Here is a 21,941-nt window from a genome sequence, read left to right on the forward strand (position 1 = left end):
ACTTCCTTTTGCCAAACAGGTAATAGTGCCGTTCATCACAGGCATACCCAAGGTTATCGATAACCAAAAACCGAAACAGCCCCGGATTTTTTGTCCGGATTGTTTTGAAGGCCTTTGCCGTGGTATCAATATAAAACCCGAAATTCTTGTCGCAAGCATAAAAGGTATGGTCGCATTCACGGTAGTAGGCGCCATTGAAGCATTACTCAAGAAAATGAAAAGTTTCCGCATCCGCCTCTTCCACAATGTGTTCCCGGAAATAGACATGGTGCTTGTCCCGCGCTGCATTCCCGACTTTATCCCCGTGCAAGACTTCAAATGTCGCCGGATCTGCCCCTGCCACTTCACCAACATGGTTAAAATAGATGGTGTTGCCGACCCGCTGGTACAGCCCGGATAAGTGCTCATATTCAGAAAAGCGGTGCGGTAGTTTCTGATCGAACAGGTAATCGTGTTCTGCGGATGTACTCCTGCCGTTTTTGAAGTCCAGTATCTGAAAACTATCCGGATCCGCACCGGGAAGGACGGCAAATGTATTCATGTAACTGTCAATATAAACATGGTTTTTATCGCGGAAATAATGAAAACCGGAGCCGTTACTTGCTATAATCTCAAAACTGGAAAAATCAATGACAGGGTAATGCTTTCTGTAGACTTTCCTGTCGAACTGAAGTATGAATTGGTTGTCGATAATAAAGAAATGATGACCCAGTGCCTTTCTGCTCATGACCTTTTGTATTGAATGCCCGCCTGTTTGAAGTTTATATTACCACCATGCCGCCTGGGGCAGCGCATAAAAAGCAGTATCTGTTTTGTCCTGCCAGGGCGCCTGGTGGAACCGCCAGCATTTTTCGATTTTGTCAAAAAATTTCGCAATGTCCATTTCACCCCACTGATAGCTTATTTTATACAGGTTTCCGCCCGAATGGAGGGTGCCGGACATGGTAGGAGAGGAGGTGCCGGAAACGCCGTTGGTAAATTGTGTTGCTCTTTCTATTTCCAGTTTGGCGCCTGCAGGGAATTTCATTACCTCTGCCAGATCCGGATCGGTAAGATTTTTACGGTCCCGGATATATGGCCATTGTGGATGCAGACTGTCCGCCAGGAGATAGGGATACTTGCCGTTTGCATTTTTCTCTTTAAATAGTACGGTTTCGCGTTTGAGAACCACGGTTTTGCCTACCCATTCTTTGAAAGGCTCGTATTGTCCCACGTTTTTTGACTTTGTTTTTACCGTCGCATAAAGGATCAAGCAAAACGACGCGATGGCCAATACGATTATGCCCATTATTTTTCTGCCGGTCATTTATTTTTTATCGATTATGTAAACTTCTGTCAACCCATCGGCTGATTGGAACCGGAGGTTGTAACCGGTCTGTTCCGACAGTTTCAACGGTAGATGCTCCGGTTCAAAATCTGTGCTGCTGAGCTGCTCCTTCGGCCGATGCACCTGGCTCATTTCTTTGCTTTTGGCAATATAGAATTCTTCGCCCGACACTTTTTCAATGCGGAACCACCCATAGCCGGTTTTTACGCCCAGCGGGTTGCCTTTTTCTTTGTAGGTCTCAAAATGCCCGAAATAGATATCGCCTATACCCGGCACTCTTTCCATCGACATGGTTTTTTCCAACCTGGCCCGCGGTGGCTTCATGCCGTCATAAGCCATTAGCCCCAAAAAAGCAACCACCAGCAGGATCCCTATCCACCCGGCAATAGTGAGCTTGAAGATAAAAGGAGGCTTGGGCACTTCGGTCGCTTTCTGCCTGGAATAAGCCTTCATTTCGGCCGTCCAAAGACTCCTGGAAATCGTTTTCCCCTCTGTCTCGTCCCGGAACTCGCAGAATGCCTTTTTAGAGTATACGCTGCAAACCGCTGCGCTCATAAGCGTATGATAAACGACCAAAGTCATAGGGTGGTAGGGGTTCTCAGGGTTTTGCAACCCCTGGGCCGCGTACGAGGCCTGTTTTACCCGGCTGATAACAAAAAACATCGCGTTTAGATTTAGTAATGGTTATGGAGCTCAAATGTTTTAAATAAAAAATAGCCCCCTCCCAACAGTATCATAGGCAATCCCATTGCGAACAAAATGTTAGCGCCCAGGTAAATTCCCCAAAAAGATACAATACGTACATGTGACGCATTTTCTGAGCTATAGACAATGGGTACCTTTTCACCAACGTCGTAAGCGGGCGGGTTGGAACGGGTATTGGGTACGTAGGTCTTTTTTTGTCCGTTTGCCTCATACTCGAACACAGGCGCATACATTACAGATGTGCCGTGGCCATCGCGGGACTGTGTGCGGACATTATCGATAACCGTGGCGTAGGTTTTGGTACCCGTGGCCAAAAGATTTCGGGATGCAATGAAAAGCCTACCCCCGAGCACAACCAGCACGAGGCCCAGAACCAGTAAAATCCCGTGTATGAGGTCTGACATTTTTATTCGGTTGGGCCTTGCAGAAAAAACATGTGGTACATCGGTAGCACGGTAGACCGCTGTTTCTTCGCAGCAAATATCGCAGTATCGTTAAAAAGGATGCCCCCGCAGGCTTCACAATACATCTACAGCCTTTTTTTTGTTGTATACAAAGCGTCTACAACAATTTTAGAGGGTCTGTTAGTAAGCGCATTGGTATACGACCGGTCGATGATGCGATGCCCGTGTGGCGGTCAGCCTATATTTTTTATTATTTTGGCTGACCAATGATAGAGATACGAAACCTGGTATACCTGTTCCTGTTGCTGTTAAGCCCGTGGGTCCGGGCGCAGCGCCTGAGCCCGGCCGCAACGCTGGCGCTTGAAAAAGTGGAGCAGCTTCAACTACAGAATAGAGCGGAAGAGGCTATCCTTACCCTGGATAAGGCTCTTGCAGTTGCGACCACTCCGGACGAGCTGGCCTGTCTGTACGCACATCAAAGCGGCTTGTACTTGTCGCTGGATAGCCTGCTGAAGGGTAAAAAACTGCTGGATTTAAGCCTGGAAAATGCTGAAAGGGCAAAATATACAACAACCAAAGCTGTTGCTTTCAGAGCAAGCGCGTACCTGAACAATATTCTGAACCGCCCGGATGCTGTTGTTAAGGATGCACTGGCCGGCCTCCGGTTATTGGAAGGCAGTGATGAGGACGTGGTTACAAAATACCATCTCAATTATCTTCTTTACGGGGTTTACAGCAAATGGGAGGATGAGGAAAAGATGGAAAAGTATATTCGGAACTGTGAGCGGTATGCGGTCCGGGCGGCGAAAGCAAACCTGCAGGCCAATGTATGCAACGGTATTTCCAGTATGTATTTGGCCAGGTATAAAAGAACGCATCAACAGGGCCTGCCCGACAGCAGCTATCAATACCTGATGCGCGCTTACGAGCTGCAGGAAAAAAGCAGGAAGGTAAGCGGAAATACCTTTGCAATCACATGCATCAACTTAGCCAATCATTTCCTTGAATTTTCAGTTGATGATATAAAGTCGCGCAAACAGAAGGCCTTTGGTTATCTCGCTCTTGCCGAGGAGCAACTAATGCGCAAGCTGGCTACCGGCGAAAAATGGATCAATGTGTACGGTATCAGGAGCAGTTTTGCCAGGGCCGAAGGTGATTTGCCACTTGCCGGACAATACCTGCTACAGGGTTTGAGCCGGATGACAGGTACGGGCGGGCACTTTTATAAACTGGAGTACCAGGTCAACCGGGAGCTTGCTGACATAGCCCTGGCAGGAAACGACTTTAAAGCGGCCCTGGCCTACCGGCAAAGAGGCGAGGAGCTGCTGAAAAAAACGTTTGATGAACAGCAGCTCCTGAACGCTCAAAAACTGGAAATTCAGTATGAAACCGGGAAAAAAGACCAGCAATTAAAACTGTTGATGGTGCAGGCGGAATTTCGGAAGAAGCAGAACCTTCTGTATGGGGGAATTGCACTCGCCTTGCTGTTCGCCCTGGGCTGTATGTTTGCTTCCTATCATTTTAAGCTGCGCTATTCAAAAGAACGGGAGAAAAAACTGGAAGAAGCCCGGGGGCAGGCCGCATTACAACTGAAAATTGAAAAGGAGGAGCAGGCCAGGCTAAAGGCCGAGCAAGAGCTGCTGGAGCTGAAACGTCAGCAGCTTGAAAAGGAAGCATTGGCAAATTCGCTGCACATAGCGTATAAAAATGATATGTTCCGGCAGATACAGGATAAGATGAAGGAGGGTGACGCCGGCCGCATCCGCAAGCTTTTAAAAGAGGAGATGATGGTGAGCGCTGATTTCGAAGCGGTCAAAATGCAGATACAGCGATTGCATCCCGGCTTTTTCAACCAACTGACAGAAAGAGCTACCCAGAAACTCACACCGCTTGACCTGAAATATTGCGCTTACATTTATCTGGAAATGCCTACGAAGCAAATCGCACAGGCTCTCCATGTTGAAGCGCAAAGCGTAAGGATGTCAAAATACAGGCTAAAGCAAAAATTCGGGTTGGGCAGGGACGAAGACCTGGAAGTATTTTTGAGAGGGTTGGATGCTGACTAGCGTAGGGCAGACCGGCCGGCCGGAACAGAAGAACCAAATTCCCGAAATATTTATCATTTGGTTCTTGTTTAGGAGAACTAAATGATATTACATTTGACAGTCAGTTAGATAATTAAATATTTTGGAGCAAAACAGGGAGCGAATTGAACAGCATAGCGGCCTTTTGGAACACATGGGCCTGACTCCGGTAGCAGCGCGGGTTTTTGTGTACCTGCTGCTTCAAGGCAGTGAAGGCGCCGTATTTGAAGATTTGGTCGACTATTTCAAGGTCAGTAAAAGTGCTGTATCCAATGCGCTTAAGATGCTGACCACATCGGGAATGGCCGGTTTTCGGACGGTTGGCGGAAAGCGCAGGCGTTTTTTTTATGTCAATATGCGAAGCCTGTTCAACGAAAAAGAAATGATTTCGCGTTATCAACAGTTTTTTGGCATCCTTGAGGATGTCAGGAAAGCCCGGGACGTTCAGGACCAGTTCGATAAAGAGCTTGGCGAAATCTCCGTCCTTTACAAAATGCTGTTGATCGAGTTCCCGATTATCCTGGAACGTTGGAAAAGAACCATTGAACTCGATGGTTAAAATTTTAACTTTTTAGTTCTTTTAATAATGAACTTAAAGAACAAATTGAGAACGACATGCTTGGGGCTATTCGTTCTTCTGACGGTAACCAACGGGGTCTGTTCCGCCCAATCCGTGTGGACGTTGGACGAGTGCCTGGCGTACGCCGCAGCGCATAACAAAGAATTGTTGGCAAGCCGCCGGAAGGTAACGGTTGCGGCAATTGCCGCCGGCCAGGCCAAAGCCGGACTGCTGCCAGTAGTCTCGGGGGCGGCTTCACTGGACCATTACTGGCAAATACCCGTCCAGGTATTCCCCGGCGAGCTGCTCGGTCAGCCGCAGGGCACTTTTGTCCCGATCCGTTTGGGAACCCCCTGGATGGGAAAAGCCGAGCTGCAGGCTGACCTGAGCCTGGTCGATGTAGCTGCATGGAAGGCAATCAAAACTTCCCTGCTTGAGCAGCAATTGAAGGCTGGTCAACACCTCTCCGGGCAGAAACTGATCGCTAAAAACGTCCGGATGGCCTACTACGCCGCCGCCCTGAACGGGCAGGATTGCCTTGTGGCTGAGGACCGGCTCCGGGACTTCCGGGAAAGCGACCGGCTGATCAGGCTGAATTTTGAAAAAGGTATTACCGACCAGATCGCGGTCAACCAATCACTGGCTTTGCTGGAAGACCTGGCGGATGAGGTAGCTGGTGTGCGGGCCTCTTACCGGCAATCGCTCCTGGATCTGAAATTCTGGATGGGATTTCCTCTTGCCGATTCGATGCACATCGATACGGTCGCCATTACGCTTGCGGAGGCTGTTTCTCCGCCCGGTTTCAGCGCGAAGCTCACACCGGATTTTATCGTGGATAGCCTGGCGGTCGAGCTCTCCAGGGCAGCCCTTGCGCAGTCCCGGGCGGCCCTTTACCCGAAACTATCGGTCGTTAGCGGTTACAGCCGGCTTGGCTTTGGCAGCCAGCTCGATTTCATAACAAGCTCGAAATGGTTTTCTTCCGGCTATGTGGGGCTTCGCCTGTCCGTCCCCATCTTTGATATGGCGCGGATGCACTACCAGCTCAAAAAAGATACTCAAAATGTGCTGTTGGCGCAAGCAGAAAGGGAGGCCGGCGACAGTAGCGATAACAAGGCTTTCCTGGCCGCAAAGATCGGCTACGACCGGGCAATGGAGGAGCTGGCCTCACTGAAATCGAAGGAGGCGCTCGCCCGTGAAAATGTCAGGCTTTCGACAATGAAGTTGCAAAAGGGCATTATTGATATGATACAGATGAAGCAGCTGCAGGATGAGTTGACCGCCATCAGGGGGAAACGATTGATCGCACACCTGCAGAGCCTGGCCCAAATTGTTGAACTGGAATACTTACAAGGCAATTAAATGTATGAAGAAGTTTTATGCATTGGCGCTGGCAGGCCTGGGGGCCCTGGTCTCCTGTAAAAAGGAACCGGCCGGCTATAAGGTAACCACAAAAGCCGTTAACGAGGCAGTTTATGCCTCCGGCGAGATTATGCCCGGCCAATATGAGGTGATTAGCGCTGTTTCCGGGGAACGGATCCTGAAGATCATGGTGGCGCAGGGTGAGCGGGTACAAAAAGGCCAGATACTCGCCGTGCTGGGCCAGCCGAGCCAGGACGCTCAATTGGACATCCTCGGTAAACAGCTCCGGCTGGCGCGTGAGAATGCATCCGATAGTTCGGCAAAAAGCCTGGAGCTGCGCCAGAGGGCGGTTCTTGCCAGAGAGCAGTACGATCACGATTTGGCTGAGGCCCAAAAGTACCGGGAGCTCGCCGCGGAAAAGGCCGTCCCTGCACAGGAAGCGGAAAACAGGGCGATCAGGGCGCAGGCTAGCCTGACTGAATATAAAAACCTGCAATACCAGTACGAAGCGCTGCGCGCCGATCAAAAGGAGCGGGTGCTTTCAGTAAGCCGGCAGCTCGCCGAGCTGCGTCGCCTCAGGGAAGTGAACGTGCTTACCAGTAGTATCGACGGCAAGGTATTCAGCATTTATTACACGGAAGGGAGTACGGCCGGGGCGGGCGATGCGATTCTGCTGACCGGTACCGGCGATCGGTTCAAACTGGAACTGCTGGTGGATGAGCGGGACATTGCCCGTGTAAAGCCTGGCCAAAAAGTCTTTTTTGAAACCGACGCCTTTGAAGGCAGGCAGTTCAGCGCAATAGTGAGCAAGATTGTGCCGGTGATACAAAAGGAAAACCGGAGCTTCAAGGTGGAAGCCACTGTTACCGATACCGGTAGTTTTTTCCCTCAATCGTCTGTGGAGGCCAATATCCTTATCCGCGAGCAGAGTAATACACTGGCTATCCCTACCGCATTCCTGCAGCCGGGAGATTCGGTATGGACGGCAGGCGCCGACGGCAGGGTGATCAAACGGAAAATGAATGCGGGCGTCAGGAGCGGCCAGTGGACCGAGATTAAAAGCGGGCTGAAAGCCGGCGACCTTGTTTATGAACAAGCCCCGTGACGGACATGAAAAGACGGCTTACCAATATTGTCCTGTCAGCTTCTATCGCTGTCACTTACATGAAGGCCAGGCTACGGCAGACCCTGGTTGCCACTGTGGGAGTGGCCTTCGGAATTACCGTGTTCATTTTTATGGTCAGCTTCATCCAGGGGACGAACGAGTACACCCAGGATGTAGTTTTTCAGCAATCACCCCATCTCAGATTGTACAACGAAGTGCAGCTGGCCGATCAGTCTTTGCTGGACAGGCATTTTCCGGGCGACGTTAATCTGGTACACCACCAGAAACCCAAAGACATCCTGCTCAACCTGAAGGACGTCAACCAGGTGCTGGACATTCTGCAAGCCGACCGCCGTGTTCAGGCCGCGTCGGGCGCGGTTACGACGCAAGTGTTTTTCAGGCTGGGCTCCTCTTCGTTAAATGGCAAAATCAACGGCATTGATCCCGGGATGGAAGATAAATTATTCGATCTTTCCGGCAAGGTCATCGAAGGCAGCTACTCCGAAATCAGCGTGAAGACCAATAGTATTTTGATGGGGGTGGGACTGGCCAGGCAGCTGAACGTAAAAACCGGCGACCAGGTCCTGATCACCACTGAGAAAGGCGGTAATTTCCCGGTAATAGTAGCCGGCATTTTCAAAACCGGCCTCACAGACATCGATAAACTGCAGTGCTATGCCAGCATAAAAACGGTTCAAAAACTGTTGGGTGTTCCTGCCTCTTACCTTACAGAAGTAAAAGTCAAGCTGTTTGACAAAGAGCTGGCGCCGGAAATGTCACGGGAATTGCAGGCCCGCTACAATTACCAGGGTTCCGATTGGAAAAAAGACAACGCCTCACTTTTGGAGGGAGATGTGCTGCGGAGGATGATCGTTTACGGCGTCGCCGGTACGATTTTGCTGGTTGCGGGGTTCGGGATCTTTAACATCCTGACCATGATGATCTATGAAAAAATGAAGGAGATCGCGATCTTGAAAGCAACCGGCTTTTCCGATTCGGATGTGAGGGGGATTTTCCTGACCCAGGCCCTGGTGATTGGGGCGGTAGGAGCGGTAATGGGCCTGGTATTCGGTTTTCTTATCTCGTATGCAGTGTCGAAAGTGCCGTTCCACAGTGACGTAATGATAACGCTTGATCATCTCCCGGTCAGTTTCAAACTGGTTTACTACGTCACCGGTTTCACATTCGGTATATTGACAACCGCGCTGTCGGGATATTTGCCGTCCAGGAAAGCGGCAAAGATGGACCCCATTTCTATTTTAAGAGGATAGTCCTATGAACCTACTGGAAGTTGCGAACCTCAATAAGTACTTTAGCGAACCTGTCCGGAACCAGGTACTCAATAACGTCGGCTTCCAGGTGGAAGCAGGCGAGTTCGTGGCCATTACGGGGAAGTCCGGTAGCGGCAAATCGACTTTATTGTACCTGCTGTCGACGATGGACACTGACTTCGACGGGAGTATCCGGATTAATGGTGAGCAGATGAAAGGGAAGACAAACCGCTGGCTGGCTGCATTCCGCAACCGTCATATCGGGTTTGTGTTTCAGTTTCACTATCTGCTCCCGGAGTTTACTTCACTGGAAAATGTGATGCTTCCCGCCCGCAAGCTGGGTGCGTTCCCTGCCGACCGGATAGAGCAGCGTGCCATGGATCTTCTAAGGCTTCTGGACGTGGATAGCCAGGCTACCAAGCGGGCTGCGTTGCTCTCGGGAGGGCAGCAGCAGCGTGTGGCGATTGCAAGGGCGCTAATCAACGACCCGCTGATCGTGATGGGTGACGAACCTACCGGCAACCTGGATAGTGCCAACAGCGCTACCGTTTTCAACCTTTTCAGAGAGCTGGCCAAAGAAAGGCAGCAGACTGTCCTGGTCGTTACGCACGACGATGATTTCGCCCGCCGGGCCGACCGGAGGATCCATATGGCTGACGGCAAGATTGTTGAAGGATAGTTTCGCCTGTCCCGGAATGCCCTGAAGGTCTTTGATATGAGCGACAATATTAAGGGAGACCTTCGGGATATTTGCGTCGTGCAACTGTACGGATTCCCTGATCGTGAAAATTGACGCTGAACCTGCTGCGAATAACTGTTCTTTTCGGTTTTCATGTCATCTCACTTTTGGGGAGGTATTTTATTTATCCGGGGGCTCGAAACGTGAATTTTCCAATGCCTTTTAATTGCAGCGAGTCAGTAGTTGCCAAACGAGCATCCCCGCACATAATTCACAAAGACCAGGTTGTCTACCTCCTACAGACCTCCCAGGTGGCTAAGTATTATGCTCATAACTTCTTCAAAGTCCGGTTGTCCCTTATAATACAGTGAAGCAGTATTTTCAAATCGCTTTCGATAACGGTCGCGTAATACCGGATCGCTAAGCAAAAAAGCTTGGTTATCCCGGATCGGTATTTCTAAGTCTTTCGAGGGGAATCTAGCCTGTTTGTGCGTATTGTATTCTGGTGTACCTATAAATTTTCGTACATCTTCATGGCCCAACAAACGTGACAGGTCGTAATACTGCCTCATCACATTGGCCTTGGGTTTAGCTCCCTGTTGTTCTTGCCGGAATTTTGTTGCGATGGTCTGAAGTTTTTCAACAAACGTGTATCCGGGATGATAGCAGATGACATCCGCGGCGCGATTGTCGCTAATTTTTATTTTGGGGTTTGCATGTGCTCTATCAAAAGCCCAGGAGGATATGGTTATTTTCCGGTTGGGGGTAACGGTGTCAAACCCTGCTTCCAATAGAATCCCTTCCTTAACTCCTTCGATCACGTCGGTGACGCTGCGATACCGTAGTCGTATTCCACCACTGCGATAATGCTCGATATCATCAAAAGAAGTGTCCCGCTCAACGGATACGATACCATCGATGTGGATTTCCTCTGCAAGCCAGTCATAAAAAAATTTACGGCTTTCTACAGCACTTGCTTTGGTGTTCTTTGGATTCTCGTTGACCTTAAGCCCGGCCGGAGCCTTGATATGGATGTCAATGTCCTCAGAAAATATATCGATGATTTGGTAGCCTTTAGAAAGGGACGTACCACCCTTAAGCTCGAAACTAAATCCTTGCTCGGTCAGTCCATGTAATACCTGCATGATCCAGTAATCCTTTTCTATCAATCCCGGTTTCTTTTTCCATGATCCTTAACAAATCCGGAAAATCTCTGTGACTATGCAGGTACTCAGATGGCATGGCTCATATTTTCTTCATTGGCAAAAAGCGGAGAAAATAGCTTTTTCGCTTTCACGCTACCATACTCTATCACTGAGCGCCTCAGTTTTTTCAGATTCATAGTCATTGCTTTTTTGAAGACGTTCTGGAGTACAAACTCTTTGTCTTCCGCCAACGAATCCAGATTGTTTACAAGGTCAACCAGTAAAAACTCTTCTGTTGCCTTTTTAGGGAAGTGAGACTTTTTGTGAAAGAAAAATTTCCTGTTCCCCAGCTTGAACGCTCCGTGCCGCTTATGGTTGTAGACAGTACGCGCATTATAAAGCTGGGTAGTACCCACACCTAAGTTATTATAACTATTAGGGGAAGTGAGCAAAAAACGGTCGTCTTTGAGAAAGCTACGCACCACCTTGTATTCGTCGGGAGGAGCTATTCCGAAAGCGGTTTCCTTAGGCGCATAGTATAGCCCCGGAGAAAGTTTCTGTAAGGCCCCTTCTGTTTCGAGTATGCCCAAATGGCGATCCACCGCGTTAGACCACTTGGCCAGCTCGCTTCTACGGTAGACTTCCCCCTTTTTCAGATGCTTTTTTAACTCTGCTGCTTTCATGTAGTTCCCCCTTTCTTCAAATATACCATATGTCATCGGAATTTGCAAGAAAAATAATTTAAAATTCATGCATTATATGAGTATAAATAACAATAATATAGATAGTTATGTTGGTTTGTATTATTGTCTTTTTGTCAGTGGTATACAGGGTAACCCAGATTCTTGTTAAACTACCGGGGGGGCTGACTAACACCGGAAGTTAATTTCTTTGGCAAGCATTTGGCTGGCCGGCAAGCTGTAATCCCTTGCCCGGAATTCCCCGGCAAGCTACTTTCCGTTTTTTTCGATGGGGAGATCAGTAAATTGCAGCCCTTATAGCGATTATTAGGTAAAGTCATTCGTGTATTAAAATCAAACCGTTAAAATCAAGGTATGTTTATAGAAGGCAGGAGGGAATTCTTCCTCTTTTTTTGTGCCACACTGTTGATAGGCGCATGTACGAACAGCGCTGATAAAGATTCTGCAGCCTCTTTTGACCAGTATACCGTTGCGGACGGTTTTGAACTACAGTTGGCGGCTTCTGAGCCGCTGATCGAGGCCCCCGTCGCTATGGATTTTGACAACCAGGGCAGGATGTGGGTAGTTGAAATGCGGGGCTTTATGCCCAATATCGCCGGAACGGGAGAAGAAGTGCCGAACGGAAGGATCAGTATTGTGGACGGTTTTGACGGGCAGGGGAGAGCGCGCAACGCCCGGGTGTTCCTGGATAGTCTCGTGCTTCCCCGGGCTCTGGCGCTTGTTTACGGGGGCGTATTGTATGCCGAACCTCCCAACCTGTGGTTTGTGGAAATAAACAATGACAAACCCGGTAAAAGGGTGCTTGTGGATTCGCTGTACACAGATCAGTATTCCAACCCGGAAAACCAGGCCAACGGGTTGCTGATGAATATTGATAACTGGATATACAGCGCCTATTCCACTACGCGTTACCAGCTCAGAGATGGAAAATGGATCCACGAGCCAACCCCGTTCCGAGGGCAGTTCGGTATTACAAAAGACAATGTCGGGCGACTTTACTACGGCTATAATGAGGTACAGCTGGTCGGCGACTACGTGCTGCCCAACGCCTTGACCGGCAATCAGTACATGAAACCCCAGGAGACCATCAACAAAGTTCTGACAACAGATCAGCGCGTGTATCCTTTGCATCCTACGACAGTAAACCGGGGCTATGTGACAGGAGTACTTAACCAGGACAGTGTTTTGGTAAGATTTACGGCGGCCTGCGGGCCTCTGGTCTATCGTGGGGACCAGTTTCCGGCCGGTTATGCCGGGAATGCCTTTGTTTGCGAACCGCAGGCTAACCTCGTCAAGCGTAATGTGCTGACGTTTGAAAGTTTGAAAACCACAGCCGCCCAGGCCTGGAACGACAAGGAATTTATTGCTTCGAAAGACGAAGGTTTTCGCCCGGTAAACCTGTCGAATGGTCCGGATGGCGCCTTGTACGTGGTGGATATGCACCGAGGTGTTATGCAGCATAAGGTTTCGGCAACTCCCTACTACCGCGAAGGGATTACGCATAAAAAGCTGGATACCCTTTTGAGTGCGGGGCGTATATTGCGGGTAAAAAGCAAGGATAAAAAACTGGGAGGCCTTCCCCGGTTGAACGAAGCCTCAGCTGCTGAGCTGGTCTCGCTGTTGAAAAGTCCTAACGGCTGGACCAGGGACAGGGCCCAGCAATTGCTGATCTTCAAAGAACAGCGGTCGGCAATCCCGGAACTGGAACAGCTGGCGCAGAGTGCTACCGATACGATAGCGTCGATACATGCCCTGTACACATTGGAAGGGCTTAACGCCCTGTCTTTTGACTTGCTGCGAAAAATTGCCGCCTCCGGAGTACCGATGCGGTCTGCACATGCCCTTTTGCTTTTGGGTCGGTATCAAACCGGCGATCATCTTGAAGCAATGCAAAAGTTGGCCGACGATTTAATTGCAAGGAACGATACCGTTATCAATCTTTACCTGGCGGCTTCAATGGGGCCCTGGGCTACGGCATCGCCGGCCGCATTTTTGCCTTTGCTGAAAAAACTGTCGCGTAAATATCCGGAAAGCCGTGTTTTCCAGGAAGCTGTGATCGGTAGCCTCGAAGGCCTGGAAGAACAGTTCAAAACTGATGCGGCCGAGCCGGATAGTGTGATCGATTCGTTGCTGGATCAATCTATTAAAAACAGGCGGGAGAACAACAAACATTCAATTTTTGTACAACGAAAAATACCTACACCGGGGTTGCAGAAAGGGCTTGTGATCTACCGGAGCACCTGCGCCGGCTGCCACGGTCCGGACGGAGAGGGGATTGAACACGTTGCTCCGCCCCTGAGAGGGTCTGAATATGTGAGCGGCCCGAATGCGCGGTTGGGAATGATCATTTTAAATGGTTTGGAAGGGCCTATCCATGTGAATGGCAAGCTGCACCAGTTTAATGGCGCGATGCCTAAATTCAGGGATATTTTTTCGGATGAAGAGATTGCGGGCATCATGGATTATTTACATAATTCATTTGTCGCAGCAGATCCGAAGCTTCGTTACGGTCTTCCGCGGGTTAAGCCGGAAGAAATCAAAGTGTTGAGACAAAGAAAACCGGTAAAGACGCTAACGGAACAGCACTTGCTGGAAATGAACGATTCTGAAAAGTAAAAGGAAACAGGACGGTACGGTTTCGTCTCAGGTCCGGTAATCTCAAGGGATCTCCGGATACCTTTTAAAAATCAGATAATACTGGGGTAATGGTCAGTTAACGGTGTCGGGGGAATTTTGGGGGATTTTCAACTAAATTTTCCATATGAACCGATACATCTGCTTACTTCTGATTCCGATCTTCTGCTTTTTCCGTAGTGGCCAGGCGCTGGCTCAGAAGGGATTGCTGAAGGGAAATGTAATGGACAGCGAAAAACTGTCGTTGCCCGGGGCTACGCTGAAACTGGTTCCCGGAGACATTAATACCGTCAGCGATGCCTACGGAAGATTCGAGTTTTTAAATGTTCCTGCAGGAGAATACACCCTGTCGGTTACTTATATAGGATACAAAAATTTTACTTTGCCGGCAGCGGTAACGGCAGGCAGCGTGACCGAACATAAAATTGTGCTGGAGGATGGCGGCCTTGATATGGCCGAGGTCATCATTATGGGCGACCGCCTGAAGGGACAAGCCAGGGCGCTCAGCCAGCAACGCAATAATGAAAATGTTACCAATGTAATTTCGTCCGACCAGGTAGGGCGTTTTCCCGACGCCAATATCGGTGATGCCCTGAAGCGTGTCCCAGGCGTTACCATGCAGAATGACCAGGGAGAAGCCAGGAATATCATTGTAAGAGGTCTTGCGCCCGAACTCAACTCCGTTACCCTGAACGGGGATCGTATTCCTTCTGCCGAAGGCGATAACCGTCGCATACAGATGGACCTTATCCCGTCGGACATGATTTCGACGATCGAGGTTAATAAAACACTCACCCCTGATATGGACGCTGACGCAATCGGCGGGTCGGTTAACCTCATTACGCGGGCGGCTCCGAATGGGCAGCGTATTTCCGGGACGCTTTCCGGGGGATTCAACCCCATAAGGGGAAAAGCGCTTTACACCGGTGGGTTTGTCTACGGGAACAGGTTTGCCAATAACGCCGTCGGGATAGTGCTCAGCGGCTCGTATAATAACAATACCTATGGCTCCGACGACGTGGAGGCGATCTGGGACAAGGACGAACATGGCAACGTTTACGTCAATGAGACCGACATCCGCAAATATGACGTGCAGCGCATCAGGAGAAGTCTTTCGGCGGCGTTTGATTTCAAGCTGGGGAAGCATCATACGATTACGGCCAATGCCATGTACAACTGGCGTGACGACCGCGAAAACCGCTACCGGCTGAGGATCGATAAAATTGAACCGGAATATGATGCCGGCAATACTATTACGGGCTACACCGGGCGTATCGGCCGGCAGACAAAGGGCGGGATCGATAATTCGCGCAATAAAATGGGCCGCCTCGAAGACCAGCGGGTACAGAACTATGCCCTGAGGGGAGACCATCTCTGGGGGTCGAAACTGGATATGGACTGGAGCGCTTCCTACTCCATTGCAAGCGAAGACCGTCCTAACGAACGTTACATCCTGTACCGGAAAGGCGGTTATGACCTTACTTACAACGGGGACAGCCGCGCACCGCTTTTTACGCCGTCCGGTGAAAATTCAGCGGCGATTGGCCTGAGCGAAATTACCGAGAACCATGACTATACGGACGAAACCGAATTCGGTGCGCGCCTCAATTTCAGGCTCCCGCTTTCGGCGATCCCGTCGCGGAAAGGCCGCCTGCGTTTCGGCGGAAGGGTAAGAATCAAAGCGAAGGAACGAAATAATAACTTTTTTGAACAGGTACCCGTCGACGAAGACCGCTTCGCAACGCTGGGTAGTGTGCCGAATGTAACCTGGCCGGGCGACAACTTCCAGGCGGGCAGCCATCTCGTTCCGGGCCTTTTTGCCAGCAAGGCGTTCCTGGGCGGGCTGGATTTCAATGACCGTGCCCAATTTGAAAGCGAGGCTGTGCCTTCGGAATTCCTGGGCGTCAATTACCGGGCGAAGGAGCACATCCTGGCGGGGTACGTCCGCTGGGACCAGGACCTGACCAGCGACCTTTCCATGATCCTGGGCGCCAGGCTGGAAAACACCTCCATCGACTATACCGGGAACGTCATTAAAGACGAGGAGGAGCTAACGGGCACCCGTTCGGTAGCGAACGACTACCTGAATGTTCTGCCCAACCTGTCTTTCAAATACAATGCCACCGATCACCTCGTGCTTCGCCTCGCGGCTACGACCGCCCTGGCACGACCGAATTACTACGCCCTGGCTCCCTATATCAGCACCATTCCCGATGATAAGGAAATACAGGCCGGCAACCCTGACCTGAAGGCTACCTACTCCTGGAACTTTGATTTTATGGCCGAAAATTATTTTGAATCCGTCGGCCTGATTTCCGGAGGACTGTTTTATAAAAATCTGAAGAATTTCATATATACCTACCGCAACCAGCAATATACGACGGCAGACTTTACCGCCGATTTCGGGAATGCATCGAACCCTATCCCGGAGGGTGAGCGCTGGGATTTTTACCAGTCCCGCAACGGTGAAAATGTAAATGTGTTCGGGTTGGAGGTAGCGTTCCAGAGGCAGCTGGATTTCCTGCCGGGGTTTCTCAGGAACTTCGGGATTTATGCAAATTATACCTACACAAAGTCATTTGCTGACGGGGTATACAATGCCGACGGCGACGCAAGAACAGATGTGACGCTGCCGGGTACGGCTCCACACATGTTCAATGCCTCGCTTTCCTGGGAAGACAAGAAGTTTTCGGCCCGCGTCTCGGCCAACTATACAGCTGCCTATCTTGACGCGCTCGGAGGGGACGAGTTCGGGGACGTGTATTACGACAAGCAGTTTTTTGTCGATGCCAACGCATCCTACAAACTGACCAAAGTACTACGTGTTTTTGCCGAAGCCAATAACCTCTCCAACCAGCCGCTTCGCTACTATCAGGGCATTGCTTCGCGGACATTGCAGGCAGAATATTACCGCCCGCGTTATAACCTTGGTATAAAATTTGACCTGACCCGATAAACCGATGACCAAGGCTATGAGATCAGCACCGTTGACCATTATGGCGGCCTTTGCGCTACTGTGGGCATGTACCGGCCAGCCCGGAAAAGTAACGGAGCAAGCTACTGCTTTTTCCGCCGATACGGGTGCGATACGCCCGGTAGTGATTACCGATACGGTAGCGCATGATACCGACGACCCGGCTATTTGGATTAACCCTGCCGATCCGGCAAAAAGCCTTATTATCGGAACAGACAAAGACTCCGACGGTGGGTTATACGTATTCGGCCTGGATGGCAAAATACAGGAAGACAAGACGGTCCGGAATCTTAAACGACCGAATAACGTGGATGTAGCCTATGGCCTGGTGCTTGGCGGGAAGCCGGTAGATGTTGCTGTAGCAACCGAGCGTGAAACCAATTCGATACGGGTATACCGTTTACCGGACATGAAAGAGGTGGCGCCGGGAGGGTTACCGGTTTTTGAAGGGGATAGCCTGCGCGCACCGATGGGCGTCGCCCTGTACACACGCCCGTCGGACCATGCTATTTTTGCGATTATAAGCAGGAAAGACGGCCCTTCGGACGGCTACCTCTGGCAGTATCGGCTCAGTGACAACGGCAAAGGACAGGTGACCGCCAGGCTTGTGCGTAAGTTCGGGAAGTACAGCGGGAAAAAGGAAATCGAATCGGTTGCAGTTGACAATGAATTGGGTTACGTGTATTATTCGGACGAGCAGGTAGGTGTCAGGAAATATTATGCCAGTCCGGACAGCACCGGCGCGGAACTTGCTTTGATCCCCGCCGCCGCCTACACCGAAGATAACGAAGGGATTTCGATCTACAAGTCGGGCGATAAAACCGGGTATATCCTGGTTTCCGACCAGTCGGCCAACCAGTTTCATATTTACAGAAGAGAGGGGGCACGCAACGATCCGCATCGCCATGAAGCGGTGAAGATCGTCAGGGTATCTACACAGCAAAGCGACGGCTCGGAAGTGACGGCGTTGCCGCTGGACCCGAGGTTTCCGAAAGGCCTTTTCGTAGCGATGTCAGAAGGAAAAGTCTTTCATTATTACAGCTTTGCAGACCTGGTCGGGGAGGAGTAAGCGGTGTTGATCGGCGCTCATTCCGGTCCGCAGTTTTCTTTCACTGCCACTTACAACGATAGTCCCGGCATAACCTGTCATATTGGTGACGGCTAACCGCTCAGGCAATCCGGTGCCGGAAAATTTCCAGCTACCGGAGCCTTTGTCTTTTCGGTAGACGCCATCCCATTGCCCCGCCAGGATGGTGTTGTTGAATGGAATGACATTGAATGTATAAAGACCGGCTGGCAGGCCCGTTTGGATCTTTTGCCAGCTGCTGCCTTTGTCAAAAGATGAAAACAGCTCATTGTAAACCATCGCGTACAACGCTTTATCGTCCGAACCAATATTGTGTAAAGCGCCGTTTGAAAAGATTTTTTTCCAGTCTCTCCTTCCGGTTGGCGAGCTGAACGCTCCCTGGCTGGTAGCAATATAAATTTTCCCGTCAAATACGGTCAGGCCGTTTACCTGCAGGGTGTTGTTTCCATATTCCAGTTCCCACTCATTGCGCTGATTATTGTAGGCATAAAGTCCGGAGTTAGTTGCTGCGTAGAGCGTGTGGTCGATTTCGGCAAATTTCCTTATTGTGAGGCTATTCAAACCGGTGTTCAATGTTGACCAGCTCTTTCCATCGTTATCCGAGTAAAAGACGCCGCCCGATTGCGTTCCTGCATAAATGCGGTCTTGGTAAAACAGCAACGCGCCAGGATTGTTTTGAATCAGCTGTTGGTCGGTTGGGATATTCATCCATTTGTCTTCCCGGCTGTCAAAAAAATAAAGCCCGTTATGTTTGGATAGCAGTGCAAGCCGGTTGCCGGAAACGGCAATTCCGCCCAGTCCGATGCTGGTCTCGGCGGGCAGTCCCTTGCTTTTATTTTTCCACGTCAGTCCGTTATCGGTGGAAAAGTAAACGATTCCGTGTACTATTTCCTCGGAATCGTCAGCGCCGGGAAGAGGAGCGCCGGCAACGACGGAAGCGGGTCTGGTCTCGCTATTCGTTTGCGTGCTGCACGAACCCAACCCCATTAGTAGGAGTGTAGCGACTGAAACTATTGCCTTCATAAGCTCTTGTTGAAAATCAATCAATTCATCCTCATTAAGTTAAGATAAAATCCGGGCACGGAAAATTCTTGGCGCACATTCTTTTTAACATTGACGGAACAATGCTGCGTCATTCGGAAAAATCCGTACTTTTCCCGAATGGCGTCGTAGGGTATCCGTATGCCCAACCTCTGTTCTCAATTCAGTTCAAAACAAATGGCCCGCAAAATGGAATCGTCTGCCAGAATTTTTTTAAGAATTGCCATTGCCGTGACGATGCTCTCGGCGGTTGCGGACAGGTTTGGCTTTTGGGGCGCACAGTCCGGTTGGGGCAATTGGCAAAACTTTGAAAAGTACACAACCGAGCTTACTTTTTTCCTACCCGGCATTTTGAGCAAGTTTTCGGCTTATGCTGCTACCTTTTTTGAAATTGTATTCTCGGTAATGCTGATTTCCGGTTTCAGGACAAGGGAGGCGGCAATCGGCACAGGCGTACTTCTGATGATCTTTGCATTGTCCATGACGATCTCACTGGGAGTAAAAGCCCCGCTCGATTATTCGGTATGGGTGGGGAGCGCCGCAGCATTCTTTCTGGCGGCTCAAAGAGGTCGATAGTTCTCCTTTCATTTTTTTAAACCGGCGGCCGGCTTCAATTATCCGCTGCAACAAAAACTGCGATCCGCATTTGATTTTCTCGTTACAAGTTATTTATCTTTGTTACTAAGATACTTATTTGATAAGAAAATGAAAAGCAATTCAGTTATCGACGAGTTCAGAGCGGCGAGCCGCGAATATTCCGATGCATCGATTTTCATGCACGAAGCCATTGCGCGGAAGGCGGGGCTTTCCGGAGCAGATCACAAATACCTGGGGCTGATGCTCCCCTACAAGGAATTGACGGCCGGCGATCTATCCCGGCTGACCGGGCTGACGACCGGCGCGGTAACCGGTTTGATCGACCGCCTGGAAAAGAAGCAGCTTTTGAAGCGGAAGTTCACACAGGATGACAGGCGAAAAGTAATCATTGTTCCGGATGTCGAAAACAGCATGAAGCTGCTGACGCCTCTTTTCAGCGAATTGCAGGAGAAAACTTTAGCCCTTATTTCCTCCTTTTCTGAAGACGAAATCCGGTCTATCAAGCGGTATTTCGTCGAAGCGACCACCCTGATGAAGGCAACAGCGGACCAGTTAAACAGCAAACCGAATGACTAATATGGAAAATTATACAGCAAGCTACCTGACAAGAGCCGAAATATGGCTTTCTGCTACCACGCTCATTTATTTTATGATGAATGGTGCGCAGATTTTTGAAACGCTGGTACTCGTCCCCAAGTGGACCTCGTCGCCGCCTGATAATTTTAGCATTTTACTGGACGGGAACGGCGGCAGCTTAAAAGTGTTCTGGATAGTCTTCCATTCCCTGCACGAGCTTACGTTTATTCTGGCCATTGCTTTTTGCTGGCGAATAGAGCCGGTCCGAAGCTGGCTCCTGGTTTTGTTTGCGGTTCACGTCGTCGTGCGGATCTGGACGCTCATGTACTTCGCTCCTAACATTATTCATTTTCAAAAGATCGCCGAAACCGGCGGACCGGCCGGGGCCGACCTGGTGAAGCTGACCTCGTTGTGGCAAACACTTAACTATATACGCGTGGCCATTTTTATGGCGGTTTCATTTGGGTTGGTTCCGCTTTGTGTAAAACTTTTCGGCCTCCGGCCCTGATCCATACTGAACCGGACGGTTGGGCGCTGAAAGGGAGAGACCCCTCCAATAGGGTCAGGATGATTGTCGGGTCGGAGTGCCCATTCTTGTTATTTTCAATGGTTGTGTGGAAGCCTGCGGGCGCCACCCGGACGGTCATCCTGAAGCGGAGCGCAGCGGAGTCGAAGGATCTCCTGTTGCTGTAAAAAAGTCCTCTGAAAGGGATGGGTGCAGGGAGCGGGAGATCCCTCCACTGCGGTCGGGATGACCCTCCGGTTGGAGCGGCTTCAAACCTGTTGTTGTCAATGGTAGCGCATCTGCCGGATGGTCATCCTGAGCGCAGCGCAGCGGAGTCGAAGGATCTCCCATTGCTATAAAAAGCCCTCTGAAATGGACTTGGTGCAGGGAGCGGGAGATCCCTCCGCTGCGGTCGGGATGACCGTCCGGGTGGAGCGGCGCCAAACCTGTTGTTGTCAATGGTAGTGCATCTGCTGGACGGTCATCCTGAGCGCAGCGCAGCGGAGTCGAAGGATCTCCCATTGCTATAAAAAGCCCTCTGAAATGGACTTGGTGCAGGGAGCGGGAGATCCCTCCGCTGCGGTCGGGATGACCGTCCGGTTGGAGCGGCGCCAAACCTGTTGTTGTCAATGGTAGCGCGTCTGCCGGACGGTCATCCTGAGCGCAGCGCAGCGGAGTCGAAGGATCTCCCATTGCTATAAAAAGCCCTCTGAAATGGATTTGGTGCAGGGAGCGGGAGATCCCTCCACTGCGGTCGGGATGACCCTCCGGTTAGTGCGGCACCAAACCTGTTGTTGTCAATGGTAGCGCATCTGCCGGATGGTCATCCTGAATGGAACGCAGTGGAACTGAAGGATCTCCTGTTGCTATAAAAAAGTCCTCTGAAAGGGACTTGGTGCAGGGAGCGGGAGATCCCTCCGCTACGGTCGGGATGACCATCCGGTTGGAGCGGCGCCAAACCTGTTGTTGTCAATGGTAGCGCATCTGCCGGATGGTCATCCTGAAGCGGAGCGCAGCGGAGTCGAAGGATCTCCTGTTGCTATAAAAAAGCCCTCTGAAAGGGATGGGTGCAGGGAGCAGGAGATCCCTCCGCTGCGGTCGGGATGACCTTCCGAAAGGGGAATCCCCCCCAAACAGGGGATACCGCCACATTGTCATTTCCCATCTATTTGCAGTGTTGTGGAAAAT

At 50.5% G+C, this 21,941-nt stretch carries 22 protein-coding genes; 15 read left to right on the forward strand and 7 right to left on the reverse strand.

Annotated elements, in window-relative coordinates; all coding sequences use genetic code 11:
* Positions 1–202: 202 nt before the first annotated feature.
* From ABD852_RS15205 to ABD852_RS15220, 4 genes are read right to left on the reverse strand one after another with little or no spacing between them, the layout of a single operon-like run.
* Positions 203–727, reverse strand: coding sequence for a DKNYY domain-containing protein (locus tag ABD852_RS15205; RefSeq protein ID WP_345030403.1), 525 nt, complete (start codon positions 725–727; stop codon positions 203–205).
* Positions 728–766: 39 nt separating this feature from the next.
* A complete protein-coding gene (locus ABD852_RS15210) occupies positions 767–1,306 on the reverse strand; it encodes a hypothetical protein (RefSeq protein WP_345030406.1) in 540 nt (179 codons plus the stop codon).
* On the reverse strand, positions 1,307–1,990 hold the full coding sequence (locus tag ABD852_RS15215) for a hypothetical protein (RefSeq protein WP_345030409.1): 684 nt from the start codon (positions 1,988–1,990) through the stop codon (positions 1,307–1,309). It abuts the gene before it with no gap.
* Between the two features lie 11 nt (positions 1,991–2,001).
* On the reverse strand, positions 2,002–2,436 hold the full coding sequence (locus ABD852_RS15220) for a DUF3592 domain-containing protein (protein ID WP_345030411.1): 435 nt from the start codon (positions 2,434–2,436) through the stop codon (positions 2,002–2,004).
* A gap of 266 nt (positions 2,437–2,702) precedes the next feature.
* Between ABD852_RS15220 and ABD852_RS15225 the strand changes: the two genes are divergently transcribed.
* The 6 genes from ABD852_RS15225 (at position 2,703) to ABD852_RS15250 (ending at position 9,493) form a co-directional block, all read left to right on the forward strand.
* Positions 2,703–4,502, forward strand: coding sequence for a hypothetical protein (locus ABD852_RS15225; protein ID WP_345030414.1), 1,800 nt, complete (start codon positions 2,703–2,705; stop codon positions 4,500–4,502).
* 121 nt (positions 4,503–4,623) lie between these two features.
* Positions 4,624–5,079 (forward strand): GbsR/MarR family transcriptional regulator, encoded by a 456-nt coding sequence (locus tag ABD852_RS15230; RefSeq protein ID WP_345030417.1) that lies wholly within the window; start codon positions 4,624–4,626, stop codon positions 5,077–5,079.
* Between the two features lie 45 nt (positions 5,080–5,124).
* The gene (locus tag ABD852_RS15235; RefSeq protein WP_345030419.1) at positions 5,125–6,438 is read left to right on the forward strand and encodes a TolC family protein; all 1,314 of its coding nucleotides are present in this window, start codon (positions 5,125–5,127) and stop codon (positions 6,436–6,438) included.
* Between the two features lie 4 nt (positions 6,439–6,442).
* The gene (locus tag ABD852_RS15240; RefSeq protein WP_345030421.1) at positions 6,443–7,543 is read left to right on the forward strand and encodes an efflux RND transporter periplasmic adaptor subunit; all 1,101 of its coding nucleotides are present in this window, start codon (positions 6,443–6,445) and stop codon (positions 7,541–7,543) included.
* Positions 7,544–7,548: 5 nt separating this feature from the next.
* A complete protein-coding gene (locus ABD852_RS15245; RefSeq protein ID WP_345030423.1) occupies positions 7,549–8,814 on the forward strand; it encodes an ABC transporter permease in 1,266 nt (421 codons plus the stop codon).
* Between the two features lie 4 nt (positions 8,815–8,818).
* On the forward strand, positions 8,819–9,493 hold the full coding sequence (locus tag ABD852_RS15250) for an ABC transporter ATP-binding protein (RefSeq protein WP_345030425.1): 675 nt from the start codon (positions 8,819–8,821) through the stop codon (positions 9,491–9,493).
* Between the two features lie 296 nt (positions 9,494–9,789).
* Here ABD852_RS15250 and ABD852_RS15255 read toward each other — a convergent pair whose 3' ends face one another.
* Positions 9,790–10,662, reverse strand: a complete 873-nt coding sequence (locus ABD852_RS15255) for a nucleotidyl transferase AbiEii/AbiGii toxin family protein (protein WP_345030428.1) — start codon at positions 10,660–10,662, stop codon at positions 9,790–9,792.
* Between the two features lie 62 nt (positions 10,663–10,724).
* Positions 10,725–11,390, reverse strand: a complete 666-nt coding sequence (locus tag ABD852_RS15260; RefSeq protein WP_345030431.1) for a hypothetical protein — start codon at positions 11,388–11,390, stop codon at positions 10,725–10,727.
* 303 nt (positions 11,391–11,693) lie between these two features.
* Between ABD852_RS15260 and ABD852_RS15265 the strand changes: the two genes are divergently transcribed.
* The 3 genes from ABD852_RS15265 (at position 11,694) to ABD852_RS15275 (ending at position 18,016) form a co-directional block, all read left to right on the forward strand.
* Positions 11,694–13,955, forward strand: coding sequence for a DUF7133 domain-containing protein (locus ABD852_RS15265; RefSeq protein ID WP_345030434.1), 2,262 nt, complete (start codon positions 11,694–11,696; stop codon positions 13,953–13,955).
* Between the two features lie 145 nt (positions 13,956–14,100).
* Positions 14,101–16,929, forward strand: a complete 2,829-nt coding sequence (locus ABD852_RS15270; RefSeq protein WP_345030438.1) for a TonB-dependent receptor — start codon at positions 14,101–14,103, stop codon at positions 16,927–16,929.
* A 16-nt stretch (positions 16,930–16,945) separates the two neighbouring features.
* Entirely contained in the window at positions 16,946–18,016 is a 1,071-nt protein-coding gene (locus ABD852_RS15275) for a phytase (protein ID WP_345030440.1), read from the forward strand.
* On the opposite strand, the gene ABD852_RS15280 is transcribed toward ABD852_RS15275, so the two are convergent.
* The gene (locus tag ABD852_RS15280; RefSeq protein WP_345030442.1) at positions 17,960–19,057 is read right to left on the reverse strand and encodes a WD40/YVTN/BNR-like repeat-containing protein; all 1,098 of its coding nucleotides are present in this window, start codon (positions 19,055–19,057) and stop codon (positions 17,960–17,962) included. The two genes, ABD852_RS15275 and ABD852_RS15280, sit on opposite strands and share 57 nt — an antisense overlap.
* Before the next feature lie 195 nt (positions 19,058–19,252).
* Between ABD852_RS15280 and ABD852_RS15285 the strand changes: the two genes are divergently transcribed.
* The 6 genes from ABD852_RS15285 (at position 19,253) to ABD852_RS15310 (ending at position 21,860) form a co-directional block, all read left to right on the forward strand.
* Positions 19,253–19,651, forward strand: a complete 399-nt coding sequence (locus ABD852_RS15285; RefSeq protein ID WP_345030443.1) for a DoxX family membrane protein — start codon at positions 19,253–19,255, stop codon at positions 19,649–19,651.
* Between the two features lie 129 nt (positions 19,652–19,780).
* A complete protein-coding gene (locus ABD852_RS15290) occupies positions 19,781–20,248 on the forward strand; it encodes a MarR family winged helix-turn-helix transcriptional regulator (protein ID WP_345030444.1) in 468 nt (155 codons plus the stop codon).
* A 1-nt stretch (position 20,249) separates the two neighbouring features.
* Positions 20,250–20,756, forward strand: a complete 507-nt coding sequence (locus ABD852_RS15295) for a transposase (RefSeq protein ID WP_345030446.1) — start codon at positions 20,250–20,252, stop codon at positions 20,754–20,756.
* Between the two features lie 76 nt (positions 20,757–20,832).
* Entirely contained in the window at positions 20,833–21,003 is a 171-nt protein-coding gene (locus ABD852_RS15300; RefSeq protein WP_345030447.1) for a hypothetical protein, read from the forward strand.
* A gap of 582 nt (positions 21,004–21,585) precedes the next feature.
* Entirely contained in the window at positions 21,586–21,732 is a 147-nt protein-coding gene (locus ABD852_RS15305; RefSeq protein WP_345030449.1) for a hypothetical protein, read from the forward strand.
* On the forward strand, positions 21,726–21,860 hold the full coding sequence (locus ABD852_RS15310; RefSeq protein ID WP_345030451.1) for a hypothetical protein: 135 nt from the start codon (positions 21,726–21,728) through the stop codon (positions 21,858–21,860). Before ABD852_RS15305 ends, ABD852_RS15310 begins: the two co-directional genes overlap by 7 nt.
* Positions 21,861–21,941: the final 81 nt, after the last annotated feature.

It is taken from the genome of Ravibacter arvi (assembly GCF_039540405.1).
Lineage (GTDB): Bacteria > Bacteroidota > Bacteroidia > Cytophagales > Spirosomataceae > Ravibacter > Ravibacter arvi.

Excerpts from the sequence above, each read along its gene's own strand:
- ABD852_RS15205 (WP_345030403.1), bottom strand. The coding sequence starts at position 727 with ATGAGCAGAAAGGCACTGGGTCATCATTTCTTTATTATCGACAACCAA.
- ABD852_RS15210 (WP_345030406.1), bottom strand. The coding sequence starts at position 1,306 with ATGACCGGCAGAAAAATAATGGGCATAATCGTATTGGCCATCGCGTCG.
- ABD852_RS15215 (WP_345030409.1), bottom strand. The coding sequence starts at position 1,990 with ATGTTTTTTGTTATCAGCCGGGTAAAACAGGCCTCGTACGCGGCCCAG.
- ABD852_RS15220 (WP_345030411.1), bottom strand. The coding sequence starts at position 2,436 with ATGTCAGACCTCATACACGGGATTTTACTGGTTCTGGGCCTCGTGCTG.
- ABD852_RS15225 (WP_345030414.1), top strand. The coding sequence starts at position 2,703 with ATGATAGAGATACGAAACCTGGTATACCTGTTCCTGTTGCTGTTAAGC.
- ABD852_RS15240 (WP_345030421.1), top strand. The coding sequence starts at position 6,443 with ATGAAGAAGTTTTATGCATTGGCGCTGGCAGGCCTGGGGGCCCTGGTC.
- ABD852_RS15245 (WP_345030423.1), top strand. The coding sequence starts at position 7,549 with ATGAAAAGACGGCTTACCAATATTGTCCTGTCAGCTTCTATCGCTGTC.
- ABD852_RS15250 (WP_345030425.1), top strand. The coding sequence starts at position 8,819 with ATGAACCTACTGGAAGTTGCGAACCTCAATAAGTACTTTAGCGAACCT.
- ABD852_RS15260 (WP_345030431.1), bottom strand. The coding sequence starts at position 11,390 with ATGAATTTTAAATTATTTTTCTTGCAAATTCCGATGACATATGGTATA.
- ABD852_RS15265 (WP_345030434.1), top strand. The coding sequence starts at position 11,694 with ATGTTTATAGAAGGCAGGAGGGAATTCTTCCTCTTTTTTTGTGCCACA.
- ABD852_RS15270 (WP_345030438.1), top strand. The coding sequence starts at position 14,101 with ATGAACCGATACATCTGCTTACTTCTGATTCCGATCTTCTGCTTTTTC.
- ABD852_RS15275 (WP_345030440.1), top strand. The coding sequence starts at position 16,946 with ATGAGATCAGCACCGTTGACCATTATGGCGGCCTTTGCGCTACTGTGG.
- ABD852_RS15280 (WP_345030442.1), bottom strand. The coding sequence starts at position 19,057 with ATGAAGGCAATAGTTTCAGTCGCTACACTCCTACTAATGGGGTTGGGT.
- ABD852_RS15285 (WP_345030443.1), top strand. The coding sequence starts at position 19,253 with ATGGCCCGCAAAATGGAATCGTCTGCCAGAATTTTTTTAAGAATTGCC.
- ABD852_RS15290 (WP_345030444.1), top strand. The coding sequence starts at position 19,781 with ATGAAAAGCAATTCAGTTATCGACGAGTTCAGAGCGGCGAGCCGCGAA.
- ABD852_RS15295 (WP_345030446.1), top strand. The coding sequence starts at position 20,250 with ATGGAAAATTATACAGCAAGCTACCTGACAAGAGCCGAAATATGGCTT.
- ABD852_RS15305 (WP_345030449.1), top strand. The coding sequence starts at position 21,586 with ATGGAACGCAGTGGAACTGAAGGATCTCCTGTTGCTATAAAAAAGTCC.
- ABD852_RS15310 (WP_345030451.1), top strand. The coding sequence starts at position 21,726 with ATGGTAGCGCATCTGCCGGATGGTCATCCTGAAGCGGAGCGCAGCGGA.